Below are 19,740 nucleotides of genomic sequence, written 5' to 3'. Positions count from 1 at the left end.
TAGGAATCATTATATTTGTCATTGGATCACCGCTATTTATCTACAGGAAGCAAACGTTATATGAAAACAAAGAATTTAAAATGGAAAATCTAGTGGAAAATCTCCCGTTTTTTAGTAATAACATGTTACAATATACTTCATTTAAAAAAAATGGAAATTTTGATTATAATTTATATATCAATTATTTATAGGAAATTGTTGAGGAGAATATCTACATGTCGAAAAAAAAAGGAACTATTCCGTGGTCCCAAGAGAACTATTACGGAAGAATAATTGATTGGATTGTGGAAGAACTAGACAAAGTAAATTTACGAGTACAAGGTAATATAAAGCATATAAAAGAAACCGATCTGACACTCCTACTTCGTGTGCCAACAAATGAGGATAATTATTATTTTAAGGCAGTTGGTTCAGTACTAAAGTTTGAGGCAGCCCTAAGCAAGGAATTATATAGGAAATGCCCTGAAAGAACAGGTGATATACTAGCTATAAATGAAACAGAAGGATGGCTATTGATGAAGGATTTTAAAGGCCAGCCCTTACGGATACAAAAAGATAAAAAACTTTGGCAAAAAGCTATAGGGGATTATGCTGAACTTCAAATTTCACAAATCGGTAACGTGGATAAGTTTTTACAGATTGGGGTTCCTGATCGAAGAATGCCTATTCTTAAAGAGGAAATCAACCAGTATTTAGAAGAAATGTGTCTAACAGGGTTAAGCAAGGAAGAAACTAATCAGATACTTTCACTCTTGCCAATATTACTTGAGATGTGTGATGAAATGGCATCCAATATACCAGCTTCAATTGAACATGGGGACCTTCATACAAACAATATTAGAATTGTGGAAAATAAATTTGTATTCTTTGACTGGGGTGACGCATCAATTTCACATCCCTTCTTCAGTACCCGAGTTTTCTGGCATGCGCTTGATAACTTAATTTCATCAGAAACTGAATGGTTGGGTATGGTAGAAGAATTTCGTCCATATTACCTGGAACCTTGGACCAGATTTGGGTCAATGAAAGAGATTGATAAAACTCTTCGGATTTCTGATGAGCTAGCATGTATTCAAAGAGCGCTAAGCTGGCATTTATATATCACACCAAATAGACAAGATAAATCTGATTCTAATCATAAACCTTCGCAATGGCTTCGGTTATTACTTGAACATCGTACTTTATTAGGAAAGTAATGCACTTTGAACTTCAATGAGATACACCACTGAGAACCATATCATAAATAATGAATGAATCCTCCAACAAAGGTACTTTAGTTGAGGATTATTTAAATAACTTAAACTACTATATTATTAACTTAGGATTTTGCGAAATAAATTAATAATCAACTTCACTATTTTATGAACAACTATTGATATATATCCGAAAGGGAGAAATTTAAATCCATCTATATTAATTCTTGATCAAGCTACTTCAGCTTGAGATACTGAAACCGAAGCAGCTATACAAAGAGCATCCACTGAATTGTCACAAAGAAGAACTATCTTAGTCATCGCCAGCTGGTTTGCGACATAAAAATTGCTGATTGTATTCTAGTGATTCCGGAAGCAGGCATACAGAAACAGGGAACTTATAAAGAATTAATTCAAATAGGAGGGACATACACTAGACTTCGTCATACTCAGTTTCGTGTCGACTAAAAATTTTACCGTTAACGTAAGATTGATATGGATCCAGTTTTGGATAATATCTTGCCAACCAACTATAAAATAAAGGAAAAAAGTGTAATCACCAAAAGAGATTACGCTTTTTTCCTTTAACAAGACTTTTTGTCTGGTAATAAGACGTCCCTTTTTGTTTTCATTATTTACGGTCGGCATCTTCTTTAAATTTTCCTGCTGTTTCCTGCATTTTTCCTTTCAGCTTATCTTTTTTACCATCAGCTTGCATACTCGTATCGCCTTTCGCGTTACCAATCTGATCCTTTACTTCGCCTTTTACTTTTGATACACCACTTTTTACTTTATCTGCGATACTATGTTTATTTTCTGCCATGATTGATCACTCCTCATTTTATGTTATGTTTAATTTGTACCCTGTTGTTTTTTTCGTTAAACGTTCGGCTGATTGATTTAGTGATAAAGGTAGAGCATATATAGATGATTAACAAAATCCAACATCAATCATACAAACAAACTCTCATAATACATCCACTGAAACATGATTTTTTGAGGGTCTTGGAGACCAAAATTAAAAATTGCTTGAATTCAAATGTTTTGATTTTTATTTTATAGGTAATTTATATAATTAAAGTGACAGAAAACTGATTTTTCTGTAATAATTTATTACAAGAGGTGTTTATTCAATGAGTAAAGTTGCAGTTATTACAGGTTCAGCCGGTGGTTTAGGTCGTGGTATTGCAGAACGTTTACTTAAAGATGGTTTCAAAGTAGTAATACATGATATCAATCAAGAGTTATTGAATGCCACTCTAGAAGAAATGAAATCTCAAAATGCTGATGTAATTGGTGTTGTGGGAGATGTTTCAAAGCGAGAAGATCAGTTTAATCTTGTCCAAAAAGCAGTAGACGCATTTGGACGTTTAGATGTATTTGTTAACAATGCAGGTGTTGATGCAGTTAAACCTTTCTTGGAAATTGAAGAAAATGAATTAAACCGCCTATTTAACATCAATGTAAATGGTGTAGTTTTTGGTACACAAGCTGCTGCTAAACAATTTATAGCGCAAGGCTCAAAAGGTAAAGTCATAAACGCTTGCAGTATAGCAGGTCATGAATCTTTTGAAATGTTAGGTACTTATTCTGCTACAAAACATGCAGTACGTTCATTTACACATTCTGCTGCGAAAGAGCTTGCCAAATATCAAATTACTGTTAATGCTTATTGTCCAGGGATTGCGAAAACAAAAATGTGGGATCGAATTGATGAAGAAATGGTACGTTATAGTAATGGTGCTTTACAACCAGGTGAAGCATTTGCTCAGTATAGTGCAGATATTGCGTTACAGCGTTATCAAACACCAAGAGATGTAGCGAACTTAGTATCATTTTTAGCTTCTGATGATGCCGATTATATTACAGGACAAGCAATCTTAACAGATGGTGGCTTAGTTTATCGTTAATTTTCTAAAGTTTATTGGAGGCTGCTGTGTCTGTAAATGCAGACTGCAGCTTTCAAATTCATTTTTTAGCTGCTTTCTACTTATTCTTTGTTGTTTCTACGCTTGTTATTATTGATACCATTCTTTTCAAACCAACTTTCAAACGGTTGTCTACATTCTAAATATCAGCAAAACAGGAAATAGTCTATTGGCGCCTTTCTAGATAACGCTAATAGAGCCAAAAACCGTTCCTTTATCCCCAAATAAAATCTTCATTTTATCTCGCTTTCTATTACAAATACAAAATAGATTAGGAGAAAAAGAATTTAGCTCAAAAAAAGCCAATCCACCAATTATTTTTTTGTATCCGTATTTTCTTATTACTAGAAAGATTCAATCAACAGTCACTTTATTTAATATGAGTTTTCAGTACCTTTATCAGGAGAAGAAGTGAATTAAATCTAAGAATAAGCTTTTTTCTTCAGTATCCCAAGCCATTGTCATAGTAAAACATTGTTTTATGAACTAAAGCTCCCAAATTATATCTAAGACTTGGATAAAACTCCTTTTCTATCATTTACACATTGATTTATTAGCGGAAAAGGAAGAAATTTGGGAATCTATGTTAAAATGGATATGGAAGGTTAAACTTTTCGGACAAGACATAAAGAGATTGGAGTTTTACAAAATGAAAAAAAGCAGTATATTTTTTGCAGCAACCTTGCTTGTTCTTTTATTAGCAGGTATGTCTGCATGTAGCAACACATCTGAAAGTGATTCATCGAACAACACTAATAATAAGCAGTCAGAAAGTGATTCATCGAATAACACTAATAATAAGCAGTCAGAAACTGATCAGAAAGCAGAAAACACAGACGTTTCTTCTTCGTCTAATGAAGCATCTGCAGATAGGACAGAAACTGCTGTAAATAGTAAGAATAGCAAGATGGACAAACCGGCGAGCGAAGATAAATCGCAAGCAGGTGATAAAGTAGAAGGAAGAAAAGCAGAGTTTATCGCAAAGTTAGATAACATCCAAAAAGAAGTTGATGCTATGCCTGATAAGAAAGATTCAGATAAAGGGGTAACAAACGCGATGATTAACTACTATGGCGTATCCTATGAGAAGTATGATGAGGCTCTGAACGAGATTTATAGCATTTTAAAGGCAGAGTTATCACCAGAAGTAATGAATAATTTGAAAACAGATCAAGTGAAGTGGATTGAACAAAAGGAAGCGGCAGCAAAGGAAGAGAGATCAAAATATAGTGGCGGTACGTTTGAAAATGTTGCTAATTATATTTCTTTATACGAATCCACTAAGAAGAGATGCTATGAATTAGTGAATGAGTATATGGCAGATTAGCGGTCTTTATCATTCCATCTGGATACGACATTTATAGGCATCATATGTCGGACGAAATGTCTCTAGTTTTTATAAGATAGGAAGTGAAAGGAGGGATTCTATGGACTGGCTGGATAGAATGAATCATGTACTAGACTACATAGAAGCAAATCTAGAAGGAGAGATAGACTACAAAGAATTAGCCAAAATTGCGTACTGTTCCGAGTTTCATTTTTCGAGAATGTTTGCATCTATATCTGGATTTACTCTATCTGAATATATAAGACGAAGACGTTTAACGCTTGCTGCTTTTGAATTACAAAAAAGCGATAAGCGGATTATTGAAATTGCTCAATTATATGGTTATGAATCGGCTGATTCTTTTTCTCGTGCTTTCAAAAAACTACATGGAATAAAGCCTTCAGAATGCCGTCATCAAGGAACACAGCTAAAGGCCTTTCCAAAAATCTCCTTTCAAATCACTATGAAAGGAGACACAGAAATGGAATATCGAATCGAAAATATAGACTTTGAAGTAAGGATTGTTGGGAAGAGCAATTCGGTTCAAACAAGTAGAGCCTTTAAAACGATCCCGACCATCTGGAGCAAAGCGAAAAAAGATGGATTTATGCAGGAATTGATTGACCTGTCATGGGAAAATCCAAAGTGCTCATTGGAAGGGATTTTAGGTATATGTGGAAAAGAAGCCGCCATAATGGACGAGGAATTCAATTATTTTACGGGTGTCCGGTATGAGGGAGAAGCAAAGAATGGGATGGAAAGCATCTTTATTCCTCCAGCAACATGGGCTGTTTTTCCCAATATCGTAGAAGCTTGGAAACGATTATATTCCGAATGGGTTCCGACCTCTGGATATGAGCTTGCCAATTTACCATGTATAGAATGTTATTATGGCCCAGGACATAAGCCGCGCCATGAACTCTGGGTGCCCATTATTCCTAAACCATCCAAGTAACTTTTAGAAAAACAGCCGCTTATAAGAAGGCTGTTTTTCATTGAAAAGGAAGAGTTTTATTAATAGAAGAGTTAGTATAAGCTTACAGGTGATTGCAGACTTACAAGGAAACGAACAATAATGGACTTAGAAGCCTAGAATAAAGAATTACAGCAAAAAGAAGCTGTATGGATGAATGGAAATGTATTAGTTATTGCAAATCATTAATACATTTCCATCTAAGTCTTTAAAGTTAAAATAAGCAAAATCACCAATTCGTTCTATCTCTTTCACAATAGTAATCCCTTTGTTTTTGATAAACTGATATGCTTCATCAATATCTTGAACAAAAAAGTTAAACAAAACATGCTCAGAGTGATTTAACTTAAAGCCTGGATCGAAAGTATGGTCGTCCAAAGTAATCCCCGTTTCTGAAGTAACTGGAATATTGTATACAGGCGATTCAACATTATTTTTATTGAAAGGAAGTCCGAGTAATTCACTATACCATTCAGCTGCCTTTTCAAGATTATCAACATGAATAAAAACATTATTTACTTTACAAGCAATAGGAGAAGAGAGTGAGTTCATTTATTTTCCACCTTTATATAGAATGTATGATAAAGATTCTATATAAGGGGAAAATATTCCTTTAAGATTCGAAAGATTTAGTAGCTTTTTTTGCACATGTTAAAAGGACTGAAAAAGTCAATCAGTTTTTAGCTGGCTGTCTAATAGCTGCTTTTCTAATTAGTATCATCATAAATCGAACAAATAAAAAAGTTGCTGCGATGGAACCCAGGCTATGGAAAGAGGTCCAGGATTTTTTGTATTTAATTAAATTGGTTTTTCTTTCGATCCAATGTTCGGCAATCGCTATTGGAAGGCTAAACAATAAGCATTTAACCAAAATTCCCACTATACTTGAATTTCTTGTTACTTGATTATAATAGATACAAGTGACAGGAAAGAGAAGATAACTGAAGATAACACTGACATCAAATGTCTTTAAAAATTTTACAGGATAAGTTAGATAGCCCTTTTTTACTAACAGATTATCTAAAATAGAGGCGATATAACTTTTCAATAAGAAAATAATGAGCCAATCTTTTAGTGGCGGCTTTCGCAGTAAATTTAAAAACGAACCTATTCCAATTACAAATAGGACCCGTAACAGGAGCTTTTCTTGCTTGCGTTTCTTCACAGTAGATTCTCCCTTTCCTTTGCTTTTCTTTTAGTTTAACCAAAGAAGAAAGATTTCCTGCTGCTTTTTTAATGGGAATATGAGGATGGATGAATAAGCAAGATAGAAATTAGAAAAGCTCTGCTTCTTACACAGAGCTTTTTTCAAAATCTCCTTTAAGGATCGAATACATATATAAATCATCAAACTTTCCGCGTGTATACTCATAGTGCCTTAATAGGCCTTCTTTTAAGAAGCCGTGTTTTTCGACTAATTTTTGCGAGGCTGTATTGGCTGGTTCGATTAAGGCTTCGACTCTTTCCAAGCTAAGCTGTTGAAATCCATAGGCGAGAACAGCGTTGAGGGCTTCACCTGCGATTCCTTGTCCCCAATAGCTGCTGCTTAATTCATAGCCAATTTCTGCTTTATAATGCTTTGGCTGTCTATTCAGAAAGCCGCAGCTTCCTATAACGATGTTTTCCTTTTTCAATGTGATGCACCAGCGTATGCCAGTGCCTTTTTCCCAGATTGATTTGTACCAATTTATTTCTTCTAATACATCTTCTGCTGACTTGTAAGGTTCAAGCCCCATATGCTGCACTACCTCTTGATTCGATAAGTAGATAAACATATCTTTTGCATCTTCATCTCTTGCCTGTCTTAAATGCAAACGCTCTGTTTCTATGATGGGGAATGGCTGCTTCATTGACAATACTCCTTTTTTCTAAATACAATGGATAGGTATATACTTCAACAAGGAACAGATAATTCCTTCATTTGTCTTATAAAGAAGGGAAGAAGTCCGGCAGAATACATTTAGAATCACATATAGAAGAGGAAGTGAAACAATGGATTTGGAAACAGTTATGCAGGAACTAGAAGCACTAGGGAAGGAGAGAACGAAAAAGATTTATATGGGCAATGGGGCACAAGAGCCGGTTTTTGGGATTGCAACAGGTGCGATGAAGCCACTTTCTAGGATGATTAAGAAGGATCAAGCCTTGGCAGAAGAGCTATATGCAACGGGTAACTATGATGCCATGTATTTTGCAGGGGTTATTTGTGATCCAAAGAGCATGACAGAGGAAGATTTTGAGCGGTGGATTGATGCAGCCTATTTTTACATGATTTCCGATTTTATAGTAGCCGTTTCTTTAGCGGAAACTGACTTTGCCCAAGATGTTGCTGATAAGTGGATCGAAAGCGGAGAAGAATTTCGCATGTCAGCCGGATGGAGCTGTTATTGCTGGCTGTTAGGAAACCGCAAGGACGAGGAATTTAGTGAAACTAAGCTGGCGAGTATGCTGAATCAAGTAGAAAATACGATTCATCAAGCTCCAGATATTGTAAAATCATCTATGAATAATTTTATCGCTACTGTAGCCATTTCCTATGTTTCCTTACATGAAATGGCAGTAGAAACGGCTAGAGCAGTAGGTCCAGTGGAAATCAAGAAAGGCAAGAAAAAAAGCACGACCTCAATTATATCAGACAGAATTCAAAAAGAGCTGGACAGAGGAATGCTAGGATTTAAAAGGAAATATGTAAGATGTTAAGAAAAAGGTCAAATTCCTTCATGCTCACAGGGAATTTGGCCTTATGTTGTAGCCCTTTGTAATCATGCAAAACCTTTTCTAAACCAGAAGGCAAATTTCTTAGTCATATATAAAACGAGAAAGTCGATGCTGACAGCAAGCCACCAATGCCAGTTTAGATCATGTATAAGATTGCTATTTTTCTCTACTAAAAACATAAAAAGATGTATGCCATTGCTAAAGATTAAGTAATAGAGGAAAATTTTTAGCCAATGTTTCTTTTCCGGATAATAGAGAAGAAACAGAACAGCGAAAGTTGGCAATACAATGTAGTAGAGGGAGAAACTCATTTTTGTTGCATGCGAAAATTCTCTATATGGAAATCTCACCAAGTCCATAGATACTTGTATATGTGTAAAAATCCAAGCTGTTGCATGGGCGAATAAAAAAACAATTTGAAAATATCTTTTTCTCTCTTTTGGAATAATGCGAATGAGTAAAATCAAACAGACAACCCATGAAATAATTAAAATAATTAGTTCCTTATTCATTCTTTTTCAGTTCCTTCTTAAACCAACTATAGTAAGTATGGTTAATATACAATGTGACCATAACACTTAGTAGCGTATAAGATCCGTGCCAACTAAGATAGTCCACGAGTTCGGTGCAGCGCTCTATCACTACTTCAAGACAAGTGAAGAATCCAGCAAAGAGAAAATAATAGAAGAATTTGCCTGTTTTTTTTAATTTTTTGGGGAAATATAAACTAAACATAATCGCTGTCACTGGGAAAAGAAAGAATTCAAACGTAAAGCTAGACCGGTTAAATTTGTTTGCGGAGGAGAAAAGTTGAACAGGGTAGTCAATCATATTCCATTCCACAGCAAGTAATCCGGCAGGCCAAGTGATAATCTGCAGAGATAAAAATATCACCCACGCTTCTCTCGTTTTCTGTTTGGGAACAAGTAAGAAAATGGCAAGGATACTGATTACAATAATTCCTACTAAAATCCATCTTTCCATATTCATGGGAATTTCACCTGCTCAAATAGATAGTTATCCATAGTATTGCCGCTGGGACAGAAATTATCCAGAAAAATATAAAGGAAGACTTCTAGATATTCTACCTATTAACAAAGGGAGGCAGGTGGAGAGCAACGTCCACTGGCAGATAGAGAAGTGCGGGAAGGGAGAATAGCAGCAAACAAATTTATTGCTTACGTTCTCTGTCTTGCTCATAATGCTTCCAAACATAATAAATGCACCAAAATACAATCGGCAAAGATAAGGGAATAAAACTCTTTTCTGGTGGAAGAAAGAGAATAAGCACAATTCCTAGTATCAAAAAGGGAGGCATTAATAGCCAATACTTCTTATCTATGTTCATTTGTATCACTCCAAATAGCTTGTTTATACATATACGCTCCCGTGGATGAGAAAGTTTCCTTTCGTTATGAAACTTTCCCCCAGAATTGAAAAAATGCTGTTTTTTCTATAGCCAAATTGTCAAGACTGCATATGATAAAGTGGATGGACAACCAATAACTTGCCAGCTAGGAACGCGAAAAGCTCTGCTCATTTCATCCTGAGCAGAGTTTTTTTAGCAAAAAATTAATAAGCAATCTGTTTATGATTAATTTGGATAGATATTTTATCTGGAACTTCTTTTTTTGTTTGTTCCAGATTGGAGACGGAGGAAGTTTGGAGGCGATGGGAATCTGGTGGACCAATGACAACAGATTCCTTCAGCGCAGAAAAAGCATTGGCAACCTTTTCTGAATCCACTCCATATGCTGCTTCAAAAACTTCTGGTGGAGTTAAGCGTAATGTATCGGAGCCTTCCGCACTTTCAAATTGGTCATTATTAAAGAAGAGATGTAAATGCAATTTCTCTGTCGTCGGCTGAATCCAATGCCACCATGCCATTGGAATAAATACGACATCCCCGACCTTTGCATGGTAATGATGAAGTTTTCTTGTATCTGGATCGACAATCGAAATCATTGCTTCACCGGATACAATGACATCTAATTCCCAAGCGTTTGGATGCCAATGCGGCTCCCGCATATGTCCTTTTGTTAAAAATAAATCGACAAAGGCTCCGCCAATCATGGCTGGTAATTGTGTAGACGTAACTTTATAGGCAATGTTTTCTGGATTTCTTTCAAAAAATACATTATCACGAGTGTTATAAATAAGATTAGGAGTGCCACTCGATGAATGAATATTCGTGTTATCAGGAATATAGCCTGACTTTGACATGTGTTTTCCTCCAATACATAATTTTAAGGAATAGATCCTATTTTTTAATATGCACATGGAATGACGATGGTGTTAAGGAGAGAAAGAAAAGAGGAAGAAAAAATGGAAGATGCCATAATAGGCTTCTCCCATTTTTTCAGGCTTAATTATTTAAATCCATAAGGCCTGATGCATGCTCATTTGGCATATCTGGCAGTTCTGGAACTGGATAGCCTTGCGGTGGTGGAACGACATTTAAATCACCATTATTTCGGCTAGGGGTTGTGCCTTGAAAAATCTCACCGATTCTCGTATCGTCTAGGCGGAAATTAAATTGGGCATTGTGGAAGCCCATTTCTACATATTTACGACATTCAGGATATTTATTAATATCGTAGTTTGGAACTGGCAGAATTTTCCCCCAATTTACTCCTAATGTTTCTAATGCTTTGGCAAAAGCATTTTGATGAGCATTATCACGAACGATTAAAAAGGCAATCGTTTCTCTTAATGTCTTATTATCGCTCATTTCATAAATTCTTGATTTTTGAAGTACACCTGTTGATTCTAACATCACATTATTGAGAAGATTAGCAACGAGGTTTCCATGATCATACACCCAAGAACCATTCCATGGATTTCCGCCTGCATCGACAGGAAGAGAAGCTTTTGCACCGATTATATAATGGTGAGGGTTTGCCCCGCCTTTAATGACATCATCTAAAGGAGCTCCATCACTTGCCATATTGCCTGGCATGCTACCACCAGAATCGTTTAGAAGCTGATTGATAGTGGATTGTACAAGCTCTACATGGCTAAGCTCTTCCAAGAATACGCCGCGGATAAGATCACGATACTGTTTTGCTTTTCCACGGAAGTTAGCGCTTTGAAAAGAGAACTGCATTAGTGTTCTCATTTCTCCAAACTGTCCGCCTAATGCCTCCTGCAATACTTTTGCTGCATTTGGATCTGGTTTGTCAGGGACGATCATATTGATTAAATCTTCTTTATAAAAATACATACATCATCTAGCTCCTTTTTGATAATCTGCATATCGCTTTTATGATTCCAAAAGTAGCTGAATCTATTCTGAACTAGGGAGAGTTGGAAATTTTTTGATAGGAAAAGCTGATGATTTTTGTTAGAGTGAAGGAAGCATTAGCTAATGGAGGGGGAATATGAAAAGATTAGTCATTATGACAGTGGGCATGACACATAGCGGAAAGTCCACTTTTGCGCAAACGTTAAAAAGCAGACTTGAAAACGCGATTGTCATTGATCAAGATAATCATGCAGAATTTTTGCAGACCTATTATGAAAAGCTTTTGCCAAAAAAGGGGCCTAATCTTATTAAGCATGCCCTCACAAAAACAATTGTTGATTATGCCGTCCATCACTCTGACTGCCATCTTATTTTGAGTAATAGCAATCGCGATCGTGAAAGTCGGGCAGAACTGCTTCCATATTATAAAACACTTGGTTTCACGACGATTCTTGTCCATTTTGATCTGCCGATAGAGCTGCTAAAGGAGAGAATAGTTAAAAGTAAGCGGGATAAATTACGTTTAAGAACAGCGGCCACTTACGAAGAGGTTCTTGAGCGTCAGCATAAACAAACAGGGGGAATCCAGCAGAAGGGGAAGCGGATCATTTATTTAGAGTAAAGCAGGAAGCAGATATCCCAGTTATAAGGGATTTGATTGTTAGTATATTTAAGTAGGCTAAAAAATTGATTCCTGAGATAAATGGAGTCCATTTTTTATGACCATTAATCTCAGGATTTTATTTAAGGCAACTTAAAAAATGGCATTTTCCTTAAATAAATAGTAAGATAATAGCTTTTCTGTATTTGCTTTTAATTCTGTATTAGCAAATCGGTGAACTTCGTGATAGTTGGCTACATAGTAATGATACTCGGTAAAGTTTTTATCCACATTGCCTTTTAGTAGTTTTATTTTCTTTCTATACATTTTTTCTCTGAAGCTTTTTAAATCATCTTGGACTTTTTTCATCGTATGTTCGATTAAGTTTAGATAGACTTGATTAAGTTTAAAGGGAGTTGTTTTTGCTTGCTGGTAATCTCTTTCTAAAACAGTTAGTAAGAGAGGCAAATATATGAGATGTTCCAGTATTTTTATGTCTTCCTTTGATAGTCTATTCATGGTGATTTCCTTTAAATTATAGGCGTTCCACATCGATTAATAGATGGAATGGAATGTAGTGAATAACATTGGTTTCGTCCTCTATCCGAAGTTCTTTTTTTAAGTAGTCAATAAAAACAGTTCTGCCAATGAGTGTTTCGATAAATCCATTTTTAAATAATGAAAATTGCAGGAATAAATGGTATTCCATTCCCTCGTGAATAAGCAAATCGATATCATTTAATTTTTCTTGATCCAATTCTGGTTTTTTTATTTTTTTCTCATTTAATAGCTCTTCTTTCACAGCAGCAACATGTTCTGGCAGCATCATTGCTACCCATTTTTTTGTTCCACGGTCTTTAATCATGCAAACACACTCCTTATATTATTATAATAAAACGAACAGACGTTCTTTTCAATACTTTTTTGAGAACATTTGTTCGTTTTATAATATGCGCATAATGATGATATATATGTGAAGTTAGGGAAAAAAATCGTAGCGTATAGAAAACCACTGATGAGGTGAATACGTATAAAGCGAGGGAGATCGAAGAGAGAAGGGGGTTTTCGGTGATTCGCTAAAAAACGTGGAGGAGCTGATTATATGTTTGCCTATCAATTTGTTTCCATTCCCGTTAAAGGATTGAGTGGAATACTCCAAATGGATTATCAACCAATTTGTTCATGAATATGCAAGAAACGGTGGAGTAGTCTTTAACAATGGAGGTAGTTTTTGAAAAAGAAAGAAAAGAAGGGGAAGGCAGTGAGCCAACCCTTTTCCTTTTTATTTAATAGGTCTTTCAAGTGTCAATAATTCGTCTTCAAGAGAGCTGGCTCTTTCTTCTACGATTTTTCTTGCATCTTTTACTCCAGCATTATAAAAATGGGGAGCAAGAGACTCTTTCACAAAGTCTAACAACCGTTCGGCAGCAAATTCCGAGATTTCTTCTTCTCGCTCTTGAGAAAAGAAGTATTGAATGTCTGCAATCATCGCATTTTGCTGTTCTCTAGTTAATTTATAAAACATGGTATCCCGTCCTTTATTTTGAGTTTTCCCATTCTTCACGCAGCAAACCATAGATAACATGGTCAACATAATGGTCATAAAGCCATTCTGCTTGTCTGATAATGCCTTCTTCTGTAAATCCAAGTCTTTCTGGAAGTGCTCTGCTTTTTTTGTTTTCGCTTGCTGCTGCAATTTGAATACGATTAAGCTTTAATTCAGTGAAGCCATAATGGATGATCGCTTGGCATGCTTTTGTCATAATTCCCTTTCCCTGATATTCTTCTCCTAACCAATAGCCAATTTCGCCAATCTTACTCGTACGGTTAATCTCATTGAAGCCGATGGTTCCAGCAATTTTTCCTTTATAGAGAATGGCGGTGGATTTTGGATAGCCACCAGTTTCCAGCATTCCTTGAAGTCTTTGCCGAATATTTTCTTTTGTGTCTTCCACTGTTCGCGTATAATCAAGCCAGCCGAGCCATTTCTTTAAATAAGCTTTATTTTTCATTGTTAATTGAAAAAATTCTTCGGCATCGTCTAAACGGAACACTCGTAGTGCTAAATTTTCGTCAATTGTATGTTCAAACATATGTATCCCTCCGCGGTTAGATTATGTATATTCTTTCATTGTAAGGGAAGTGAGTCAGAAGTTCATTACTTTTTTCTTCGCTAACACAATAGTTGTAATTCGAGACATCTCCTGTTTTAATAGAGAAGAAGGGATGATTTTTGTCATTATTAAGGAGGATATATATATAGTGGAGATAGGAATAAGTACATTTGTAGAGACAACTCCAGACCCGCATACAGGGAAGGTAGTAAGTCATGCAGAGCGAATTCGCCAAGTAGTGGAGGAAATTATTTTAGCAGATAAAGTTGGATTAGATGTTTTTGGCGTAGGAGAACATCATCGAAAAGATTATGCCGCGTCCGCACCTGCGCTTATTTTAGCAGCAGCTGCCACACAGACAAGTAAGATTCGGTTAACAAGTGCGGTGACGGTTCTTTCTTCTGATGATCCGGTTCGCGTGTTTCAAGATTTTGCAACATTGGACGGGCTATCAAATGGACGTGCCGAAATTATGGCCGGCCGTGGTTCTTTCATTGAATCATTTCCGCTCTTTGGCTATGATTTAAATGATTATAATGAATTATTTGATGAAAAATTAGATTTGCTTTTAAAATTGCAAGCATCCGAGAAAGTAACCTGGAGTGGAAAGCATCGCGCAGCTATTCAGAATCGTGGTGTTTATCCACGGCCAGTACAAGATCCACTGCCAATATGGATTGGAAGTGGAGGAAATAGTGAGTCTGTTGTACGTGCTGGGATTCTTGGATTGCCACTAGTGTTAGCAATAATCGGAGGGAACCCAGCAAACTTTGCCCCGCTTGTCGACCTGTATTACCGTGCAGTGGAGCATGCCGGTCATGATCCGAAAAAGTTAACAGTCGCGTCTCATTCTCATGGATTTGTAGGAGAAGATACACTGCTTGCAGCAGATGCATTCTTCCCATCCACTCAATATGCAATGAATGTGCTTGGAAAAGAAAGAGGATGGGAACCATATACGCGAGAAACTTTTGATGCAGCTCGTAGTGAAACTGGTGCTTTATATGTCGGAGATCCGCGTACAGTCGCAGATAAAATTATTGCTCTGCGCAAAAATGTAGGAATCACACGTTTTATGCTTCATGTTCCTGTTGGCAGCATGCCACACGACCAAGTGATGCGTTCAATCGAATTGCTTGGAACAGAAGTTGCCCCGATTGTCCGTAAAAAAATTGCCGAATGGGAAAATAATAACTAAAAAGATAAGGACTGCTCGTTAAGAAGCAGTCCTTATCTTTTTATCGGAGATGATAAATTTTTGAAACCAGTAATTAAGAAAAGAGAGGCCATATGCAATTAAGAATAAATGAATGGATGTGAATTTTTTTAATTTATAAAAGCCTGCTTTTTGAAAAAAGGAATTTAGTGGAAACGCAAAAATAAGATCCATGATTAAGTTTACTAGTGTGTACACAAGGAATCTTTTATATGTGAAATGAAATATCCCAATATTAATGGCGGCGAAAGGTCCGAATATAAACCCTAATGCGTCTGCGACCAATGATTTTAATCCGCCTTTTACCTCCCACCATTTAAAGATAAGTGATAAGAGCGTTTCAACTAAAAGGATAGAAGCAGAGAAAAAAGTAACCGGAAGAAATTTTTTAACTGCTGATTTAGGAAGAAAAAACAAGCTTCCCCAACTAATCAGAACCATACAAATTCTTAAAATAACAATCGACATTGGATTCCATCCCCATTTTGAAATTTTCCTAAATATGAATCATTTTTAGTTTTCGTCTATTTAATAATTTTATTCTCAGTAGAGTCGGGAAATGTGGAGAATAAAGTCTGATTTGGCAAAGGGAATGGAAAGGAACAGTAGACAATAAAAAATCCATCATTAATTAATGATGGATTGGCAGTAAGGACAGGTGATATCAGTTAACTGTTTAAATTCAATTCGTTTAAAGTCTGATTTTTTAAAGGTGGAGTATGATTTATACTTTGATCCACACATACAATAATTTTTGTCCTTTACAACATGTCTAAGACAAGGCTTTTCATCCGTTACTACAGTTGGGTAAAACATTAACATTCCTCTTTTCTAATTTTATAAGGCAAATTAGACAGGAAGATTTATTAACAAGATATACGATAATCTTGGCAACCCGGCTACCATAGCATTTTTGCTTTAGGCCCGTGGCTTTGCGTCTTTTACTTTCGTAAAATTTGCCCAAATTTAATTCTACCATGTTCCTCTGTTAATTCAAGGTATAAAGTCATGATTTTTTAATATTTTTGTAAAAAAAATGAGTTTATAGACCTATTTATTGTCAAATAAGGAAATGTAGACGAGCGTCAATACTAATTTCAGATATATATTCGATTATATTCATGAATGTGGCAGGAAAAAAGAGATGGATTTTTTGGTATACCGCCAAAAGCGGCAGGGAACGGGATGAATTGCCGCTATATCAGCCAACCTGCAGGATATATCAGCCAAAGTGGAGGGGAAATCAGCCAACCTGCAGGGTATATCAGCCAAAGTAGAGGGGAAATCAGCCAACCTGCAGAAATATCAGCCAAAGTGGAGAGGAAATCAGCCAACCTGCAGGGTATATCAGCCAAAGTGGAGAGGAAATCAGCCAACCTGCAGGATATCAGCCAAAGCGGAGGGGAAATCAGCCAACCTGCAGGATATATCAGCCAAAGCGGAGAGGAAATCAGCCAACCTGCAGGATATATCAGCCAAAGCGGAGAGGAAATCAGCCAACCTGCAGGATATATCAGCCAAACCAAATAAAACCCCAACAAAAAGCCGAGTAGCAACCCAACCAGGACGCGCTTTCTTTATAATTACGCCAAAAAGGATTTCTTCTCGAGCTTATTTATTAGCTTATAATATTTAATTAAAATAAATAATAAGAACGGATTAATAAGAAAGGAGTAGGCGAGTTTCCACCAGCCATAATGAAAGAATCCCCATGGAGAAGGGAGTAAAGTAAGCCACTCGTATCCTACAATGATAAAATTCCATAGGAAAATAAACAAAATTTTATTTTGAATCCGCTTTTTCATCGGATAAAGGTTTAAGAAAATAATATTTACAGGCGGTACTAAAAATAGAATATGAATGATGGATTCCCAATCTACTTCGGTTTTGCTGAAGTACCAGTAGGCATGATATCCAATATCAATATATAAGTCAAATAGCTGCTGAAATGCAATCGTGAAGATCCATATATGTAAGATTTGATTTACTGTTAACTTTTTATTTGTTTTATAAGCAATCAAGTTAAATAAAAAGACAGAGAGTAATAATCCAAGCATAACATCCTCCTGGAAGTAATTAGATAGTTATACTATTTACTTACTTTGATTAGATTATCCTATATATGTTTTTTTACATTTCTTCTTCTGTAAATATATCTTTTAACATTTTCTCCCGATATTGCAAAAAGTATTTAGTAATCTGATAATGTTCTGTATCCTCGTATGCTATTTCTTCGATTTGGTCCCCGTCGAAGCTTAGAATTGTTGCACTTGGATACCCTAATAGAATTGGAGAATGGGTGGCAATAATAAATTGGCATTCTTCCGTTTCAGCTAAATCATGGAGGATGCGGAGAAAGCTTAATTGCCGCTGCGGGGATAGCGCAGCCTCGGGCTCATCCAGCAAGTAAATGGCTTCCCCTCTAAAACGATGGAGAAAGAGGGATAAGAAGGATTCGCCATGAGATTGCTGCAATAAGGACTTTCCACCATAGCTCACATACTTTTTTTCACTTTCTAGTTGATCAATATGGGTGGCAAATTGATAAAAGGATTCAGCCCGCAGAAAGAATCCATTGGTGAGCTTAGTCGGAGACCAAGATAGCTGCAGATATTCTCCTAAATCCGATTGAGAAGCATGAATATCATAACTGTTATTTCTTCCGCCGCCTGCTGTGTTAAATTGACATTGATAGGCAATTGCCTCAAGCAAGGTCGACTTTCCAGAACCATTTTCCCCTACAAAAAAAGTCACTTTATTTTGAAAATCAAGGGAGCTGAAATGGCTAATAGCAGGGATGGTAAAAGGATAGCCACTTTTTGATGGGATATTTTCTTTTTTTAAGCGAATTTGCTTTAACATTTGATGCACCTCATTTTTGTTTATTTTTTATGACCGCCAAGCAGCTGTGCGCGCTGCAAGGCTGTACCGCCAGAAGTGTAGGAAACAGCACGTAAGAGGGCAGTTGATCCATAGCGATTTCGAATAGTATCGACAACATATCCAAGCTTTCTTTTTTTCCAGCCGCCTGTATCAAATAAATCTAATTGCATTTCATCATCATTCTCTAATTTTGTAATAGAAACAGAAATTTGTCTAACGGTTTGTCCTCGGTGATTTTCATGAAACAATTCAAGACAAACTTGATAAATAATCATGGTTACATTAGTCGGATTTTCGATTGTTCGTGAGCGCTGGAAACCGCCGCCGAATTCATCTTTGCTGTAAGAAATGCCTAATGTAACCGTGCGTCCTGCATGGTGATTACTTCGTGCTCTTTTGGCAACATCTTCGCACATTTCAAGAAGAACCGATTTGATTTCATCAATCTCTTTATAATCCCGTAATAAAATTTGACTTTTCCCATAGCTGATTTGTCCCTGCATAATAGGTGCGCCAATTTCCGATAAATCAATGCCCCAAGCATGATGGTAAAGTTGATTGCCCATAATTCCCAATTTTTTCTCTAGTAATCCTAAATCATAGTGTGCAAGTTGACCAACAGAGAATATTCCCATATTATTTAATGTCTTTTCCGTTCGCTTCCCAATCCCCCACATATCGCGTAAAGGGGAGATAGGCCATAATTTATCTGGAATGTCTTCATAAGTCCATCTGCTTATACCACCTTCTGCCTTTTTGGCTTCTAAATCGAGACAAAGCTTTGCCATAAGCATATTTGGGCCGATGCCGATCGTTGAAGGCAGCCCAAACTCACGCATAATATCGGCTTTTATTTTTTGTGCTATTTGGAAAGGTGTGCCCAAGCTTTTTTCCATTCCACTGACATCCAGAAAGCTTTCATCGACAGAATAGGTATGGACAGCAGTAACAGGGACATATCGAAAAAATAATTTCGTTATTTCCGTTGACACCCGAATAAATAGTTCCATTTTGGGATTACTTACGAGAATTCTTGGATCATCTGGTATTTCAAAAAGGCGGGAGCCAGTCTTTATCTTAAAATCCTTCTTCATAGCTGGAGATGCCGCAAGTACGACACTGCCCTTTTGATCGGTATTGCCGACAACAACTAGATGACAGGTTAGAGGGTCTAAACCTTTAGTGACCGCTATAATACTCGCATAAAAACTTTTCATATCGACGCAAAGAATCGCTCTATTGGGCAATTGGTCATAATCAAACACGGTAATGCTCCTTTTTTTAATCATTTTGTATGTTTACTAAGCTGTGAAAAGGAATAGAGTGCATATGATTATTCTTATCCTTGAATACGAAACTCTTGTTTTAGGTGGTTTTGCCATTTAAACGATCAATCGTTCCATTGTTAAAAATATCGTAGTGAAGCAAAAGCTTATTTTCGAGTCCTTCTAGTAAGAGTAGCTCCATTTCTGCATTTTATCTTTTTCTAAAATGAGAATTGTTATTTTTTCCGGTTACTCTAAAATCTCTTTTATACTTTGAA

27 protein-coding genes, 1 pseudogene and 1 riboswitch are annotated in these 19,740 nt (G+C 36.4%); of the genes and pseudogenes, 10 read left to right on the top strand and 18 right to left on the bottom strand.

Going from position 1 to position 19,740, the window contains the following annotated elements; all coding sequences use genetic code 11:
* The first annotated feature begins 215 nt into the window (after positions 1-215).
* A complete protein-coding gene (locus BCI01S_RS21295; RefSeq protein WP_061800987.1) occupies positions 216-1,196 on the top strand; it encodes a phosphotransferase in 981 nt (326 codons plus the stop codon).
* Positions 1,197-1,401: 205 nt separating this feature from the next.
* A pseudogene (locus BCI01S_RS26460) lies at positions 1,402-1,661 on the top strand (multidrug ABC transporter ATP-binding protein); the annotation flags it as partial.
* 163 nt (positions 1,662-1,824) lie between these two features.
* Here BCI01S_RS26460 and BCI01S_RS21285 read toward each other — a convergent pair.
* Positions 1,825-2,016 (bottom strand): CsbD family protein, encoded by a 192-nt coding sequence (locus BCI01S_RS21285; RefSeq protein ID WP_047940141.1) that lies wholly within the window; start codon positions 2,014-2,016, stop codon positions 1,825-1,827.
* A 310-nt stretch (positions 2,017-2,326) separates the two neighbouring features.
* On the opposite strand from BCI01S_RS21285, the gene BCI01S_RS21280 reads away from it, so the two are divergent.
* The 4 genes from BCI01S_RS21280 (at position 2,327) to BCI01S_RS21270 (ending at position 5,403) form a co-directional block, all read left to right on the top strand.
* Entirely contained in the window at positions 2,327-3,103 is a 777-nt protein-coding gene (locus BCI01S_RS21280) for an acetoin reductase (RefSeq protein WP_047940142.1), read from the top strand.
* 26 nt (positions 3,104-3,129) lie between these two features.
* Positions 3,130-3,264 carry a hypothetical protein gene (locus tag BCI01S_RS26270; protein WP_268874878.1) on the top strand — a complete coding sequence of 45 codons (135 nt, stop codon included), beginning with the start codon at positions 3,130-3,132 and terminating at the stop codon, positions 3,262-3,264.
* A 506-nt stretch (positions 3,265-3,770) separates the two neighbouring features.
* Entirely contained in the window at positions 3,771-4,448 is a 678-nt protein-coding gene (locus BCI01S_RS21275) for a lysozyme inhibitor LprI family protein (RefSeq protein WP_047940143.1), read from the top strand.
* A 100-nt stretch (positions 4,449-4,548) separates the two neighbouring features.
* On the top strand, positions 4,549-5,403 hold the full coding sequence (locus BCI01S_RS21270; protein ID WP_047940144.1) for an AraC family transcriptional regulator: 855 nt from the start codon (positions 4,549-4,551) through the stop codon (positions 5,401-5,403).
* A 186-nt stretch (positions 5,404-5,589) separates the two neighbouring features.
* Here BCI01S_RS21270 and BCI01S_RS21265 read toward each other — a convergent pair whose 3' ends face one another.
* From BCI01S_RS21265 to BCI01S_RS21255, 3 genes are all read right to left on the bottom strand, one after another.
* Positions 5,590-5,973, bottom strand: coding sequence for a VOC family protein (locus BCI01S_RS21265; protein ID WP_061800985.1), 384 nt, complete (start codon positions 5,971-5,973; stop codon positions 5,590-5,592).
* A gap of 121 nt (positions 5,974-6,094) precedes the next feature.
* Positions 6,095-6,586 carry a CBO0543 family protein gene (locus tag BCI01S_RS21260; protein ID WP_061800984.1) on the bottom strand — a complete coding sequence of 164 codons (492 nt, stop codon included), beginning with the start codon at positions 6,584-6,586 and terminating at the stop codon, positions 6,095-6,097.
* A 127-nt stretch (positions 6,587-6,713) separates the two neighbouring features.
* A complete protein-coding gene (locus BCI01S_RS21255) occupies positions 6,714-7,271 on the bottom strand; it encodes a GNAT family N-acetyltransferase (RefSeq protein ID WP_047940146.1) in 558 nt (185 codons plus the stop codon).
* 142 nt (positions 7,272-7,413) lie between these two features.
* On the opposite strand from BCI01S_RS21255, the gene BCI01S_RS21250 reads away from it, so the two are divergent.
* Positions 7,414-8,121, top strand: coding sequence for a DNA alkylation repair protein (locus BCI01S_RS21250; RefSeq protein ID WP_047940147.1), 708 nt, complete (start codon positions 7,414-7,416; stop codon positions 8,119-8,121).
* Positions 8,122-8,183: 62 nt separating this feature from the next.
* Here BCI01S_RS21250 and BCI01S_RS21245 read toward each other — a convergent pair whose 3' ends face one another.
* The 5 genes from BCI01S_RS21245 to BCI01S_RS21230 form a co-directional block, all read right to left on the bottom strand.
* On the bottom strand, positions 8,184-8,651 hold the full coding sequence (locus BCI01S_RS21245; RefSeq protein WP_047940148.1) for a CBO0543 family protein: 468 nt from the start codon (positions 8,649-8,651) through the stop codon (positions 8,184-8,186).
* Positions 8,644-9,129: a CBO0543 family protein gene (locus BCI01S_RS21240; RefSeq protein ID WP_047940149.1), complete on the bottom strand. Its 486-nt coding sequence runs from the start codon at positions 9,127-9,129 to the stop codon at positions 8,644-8,646. Before BCI01S_RS21240 ends, BCI01S_RS21245 begins: the two co-directional genes overlap by 8 nt.
* A gap of 181 nt (positions 9,130-9,310) precedes the next feature.
* Positions 9,311-9,487 (bottom strand): hypothetical protein, encoded by a 177-nt coding sequence (locus BCI01S_RS25690; protein ID WP_162837567.1) that lies wholly within the window; start codon positions 9,485-9,487, stop codon positions 9,311-9,313.
* A gap of 224 nt (positions 9,488-9,711) precedes the next feature.
* Positions 9,712-10,362: a cupin domain-containing protein gene (locus BCI01S_RS21235; RefSeq protein WP_047940150.1), complete on the bottom strand. Its 651-nt coding sequence runs from the start codon at positions 10,360-10,362 to the stop codon at positions 9,712-9,714.
* 142 nt (positions 10,363-10,504) lie between these two features.
* Positions 10,505-11,362 (bottom strand): manganese catalase family protein, encoded by an 858-nt coding sequence (locus tag BCI01S_RS21230; RefSeq protein WP_047940151.1) that lies wholly within the window; start codon positions 11,360-11,362, stop codon positions 10,505-10,507.
* Between the two features lie 157 nt (positions 11,363-11,519).
* On the opposite strand from BCI01S_RS21230, the gene BCI01S_RS21225 reads away from it, so the two are divergent.
* Positions 11,520-12,005, top strand: coding sequence for an ATP-binding protein (locus BCI01S_RS21225; protein ID WP_235844548.1), 486 nt, complete (start codon positions 11,520-11,522; stop codon positions 12,003-12,005).
* Between the two features lie 132 nt (positions 12,006-12,137).
* Here the strand turns inward: BCI01S_RS21225 and BCI01S_RS21220 are convergent, their stop codons facing one another.
* The 4 genes from BCI01S_RS21220 to BCI01S_RS21205 all read right to left on the bottom strand — a co-directional run bounded on the left by BCI01S_RS21220 (position 12,138) and on the right by BCI01S_RS21205 (position 14,077).
* A complete protein-coding gene (locus BCI01S_RS21220; RefSeq protein ID WP_047940152.1) occupies positions 12,138-12,503 on the bottom strand; it encodes a YhjD family protein in 366 nt (121 codons plus the stop codon).
* Between the two features lie 16 nt (positions 12,504-12,519).
* Positions 12,520-12,849 (bottom strand): YolD-like family protein, encoded by a 330-nt coding sequence (locus BCI01S_RS21215; protein ID WP_047940153.1) that lies wholly within the window; start codon positions 12,847-12,849, stop codon positions 12,520-12,522.
* Positions 12,850-13,266: 417 nt separating this feature from the next.
* Positions 13,267-13,509, bottom strand: coding sequence for a DUF2164 domain-containing protein (locus tag BCI01S_RS21210; protein ID WP_047940154.1), 243 nt, complete (start codon positions 13,507-13,509; stop codon positions 13,267-13,269).
* A 13-nt stretch (positions 13,510-13,522) separates the two neighbouring features.
* Positions 13,523-14,077, bottom strand: coding sequence for a GNAT family N-acetyltransferase (locus BCI01S_RS21205; protein ID WP_047940155.1), 555 nt, complete (start codon positions 14,075-14,077; stop codon positions 13,523-13,525).
* Positions 14,078-14,246: 169 nt separating this feature from the next.
* Between BCI01S_RS21205 and BCI01S_RS21200 the strand changes: the two genes are divergently transcribed.
* On the top strand, positions 14,247-15,296 hold the full coding sequence (locus tag BCI01S_RS21200; protein ID WP_061800983.1) for an LLM class flavin-dependent oxidoreductase: 1,050 nt from the start codon (positions 14,247-14,249) through the stop codon (positions 15,294-15,296).
* An 18-nt stretch (positions 15,297-15,314) separates the two neighbouring features.
* Here the strand turns inward: BCI01S_RS21200 and BCI01S_RS21195 are convergent, their stop codons facing one another.
* Entirely contained in the window at positions 15,315-15,782 is a 468-nt protein-coding gene (locus BCI01S_RS21195) for a hypothetical protein (RefSeq protein WP_047940157.1), read from the bottom strand.
* 159 nt (positions 15,783-15,941) lie between these two features.
* The gene (locus BCI01S_RS25435; protein WP_141231309.1) at positions 15,942-16,130 is read right to left on the bottom strand and encodes a hypothetical protein; all 189 of its coding nucleotides are present in this window, start codon (positions 16,128-16,130) and stop codon (positions 15,942-15,944) included.
* Between the two features lie 70 nt (positions 16,131-16,200).
* Positions 16,201-16,285, bottom strand: a riboswitch (cyclic di-GMP riboswitch).
* A gap of 214 nt (positions 16,286-16,499) precedes the next feature.
* On the opposite strand from BCI01S_RS25435, the gene BCI01S_RS21190 reads away from it, so the two are divergent.
* Positions 16,500-16,844, top strand: a complete 345-nt coding sequence (locus BCI01S_RS21190) for a hypothetical protein (RefSeq protein WP_144546242.1) — start codon at positions 16,500-16,502, stop codon at positions 16,842-16,844.
* Between the two features lie 53 nt (positions 16,845-16,897).
* Here BCI01S_RS21190 and BCI01S_RS21185 read toward each other — a convergent pair whose 3' ends face one another.
* The 3 genes from BCI01S_RS21185 to BCI01S_RS21175 form a co-directional block, all read right to left on the bottom strand.
* Positions 16,898-17,371, bottom strand: coding sequence for a hypothetical protein (locus BCI01S_RS21185; RefSeq protein WP_061800982.1), 474 nt, complete (start codon positions 17,369-17,371; stop codon positions 16,898-16,900).
* A 73-nt stretch (positions 17,372-17,444) separates the two neighbouring features.
* Positions 17,445-18,176 (bottom strand): AAA family ATPase, encoded by a 732-nt coding sequence (locus BCI01S_RS21180; RefSeq protein ID WP_061800981.1) that lies wholly within the window; start codon positions 18,174-18,176, stop codon positions 17,445-17,447.
* A gap of 20 nt (positions 18,177-18,196) precedes the next feature.
* On the bottom strand, positions 18,197-19,486 hold the full coding sequence (locus BCI01S_RS21175) for a Y-family DNA polymerase (protein WP_217275782.1): 1,290 nt from the start codon (positions 19,484-19,486) through the stop codon (positions 18,197-18,199).
* Positions 19,487-19,740: the final 254 nt, after the last annotated feature.

The sequence above is a fragment of the Niallia circulans NBRC 13626 genome, assembly GCF_001591585.1.
Lineage (GTDB): Bacteria > Bacillota > Bacilli > Bacillales > Cytobacillaceae > Niallia > Niallia circulans.
Note: the sequence above shows the minus strand (reverse complement) of the source record. Positions and strands in the feature narration are given on the sequence as shown.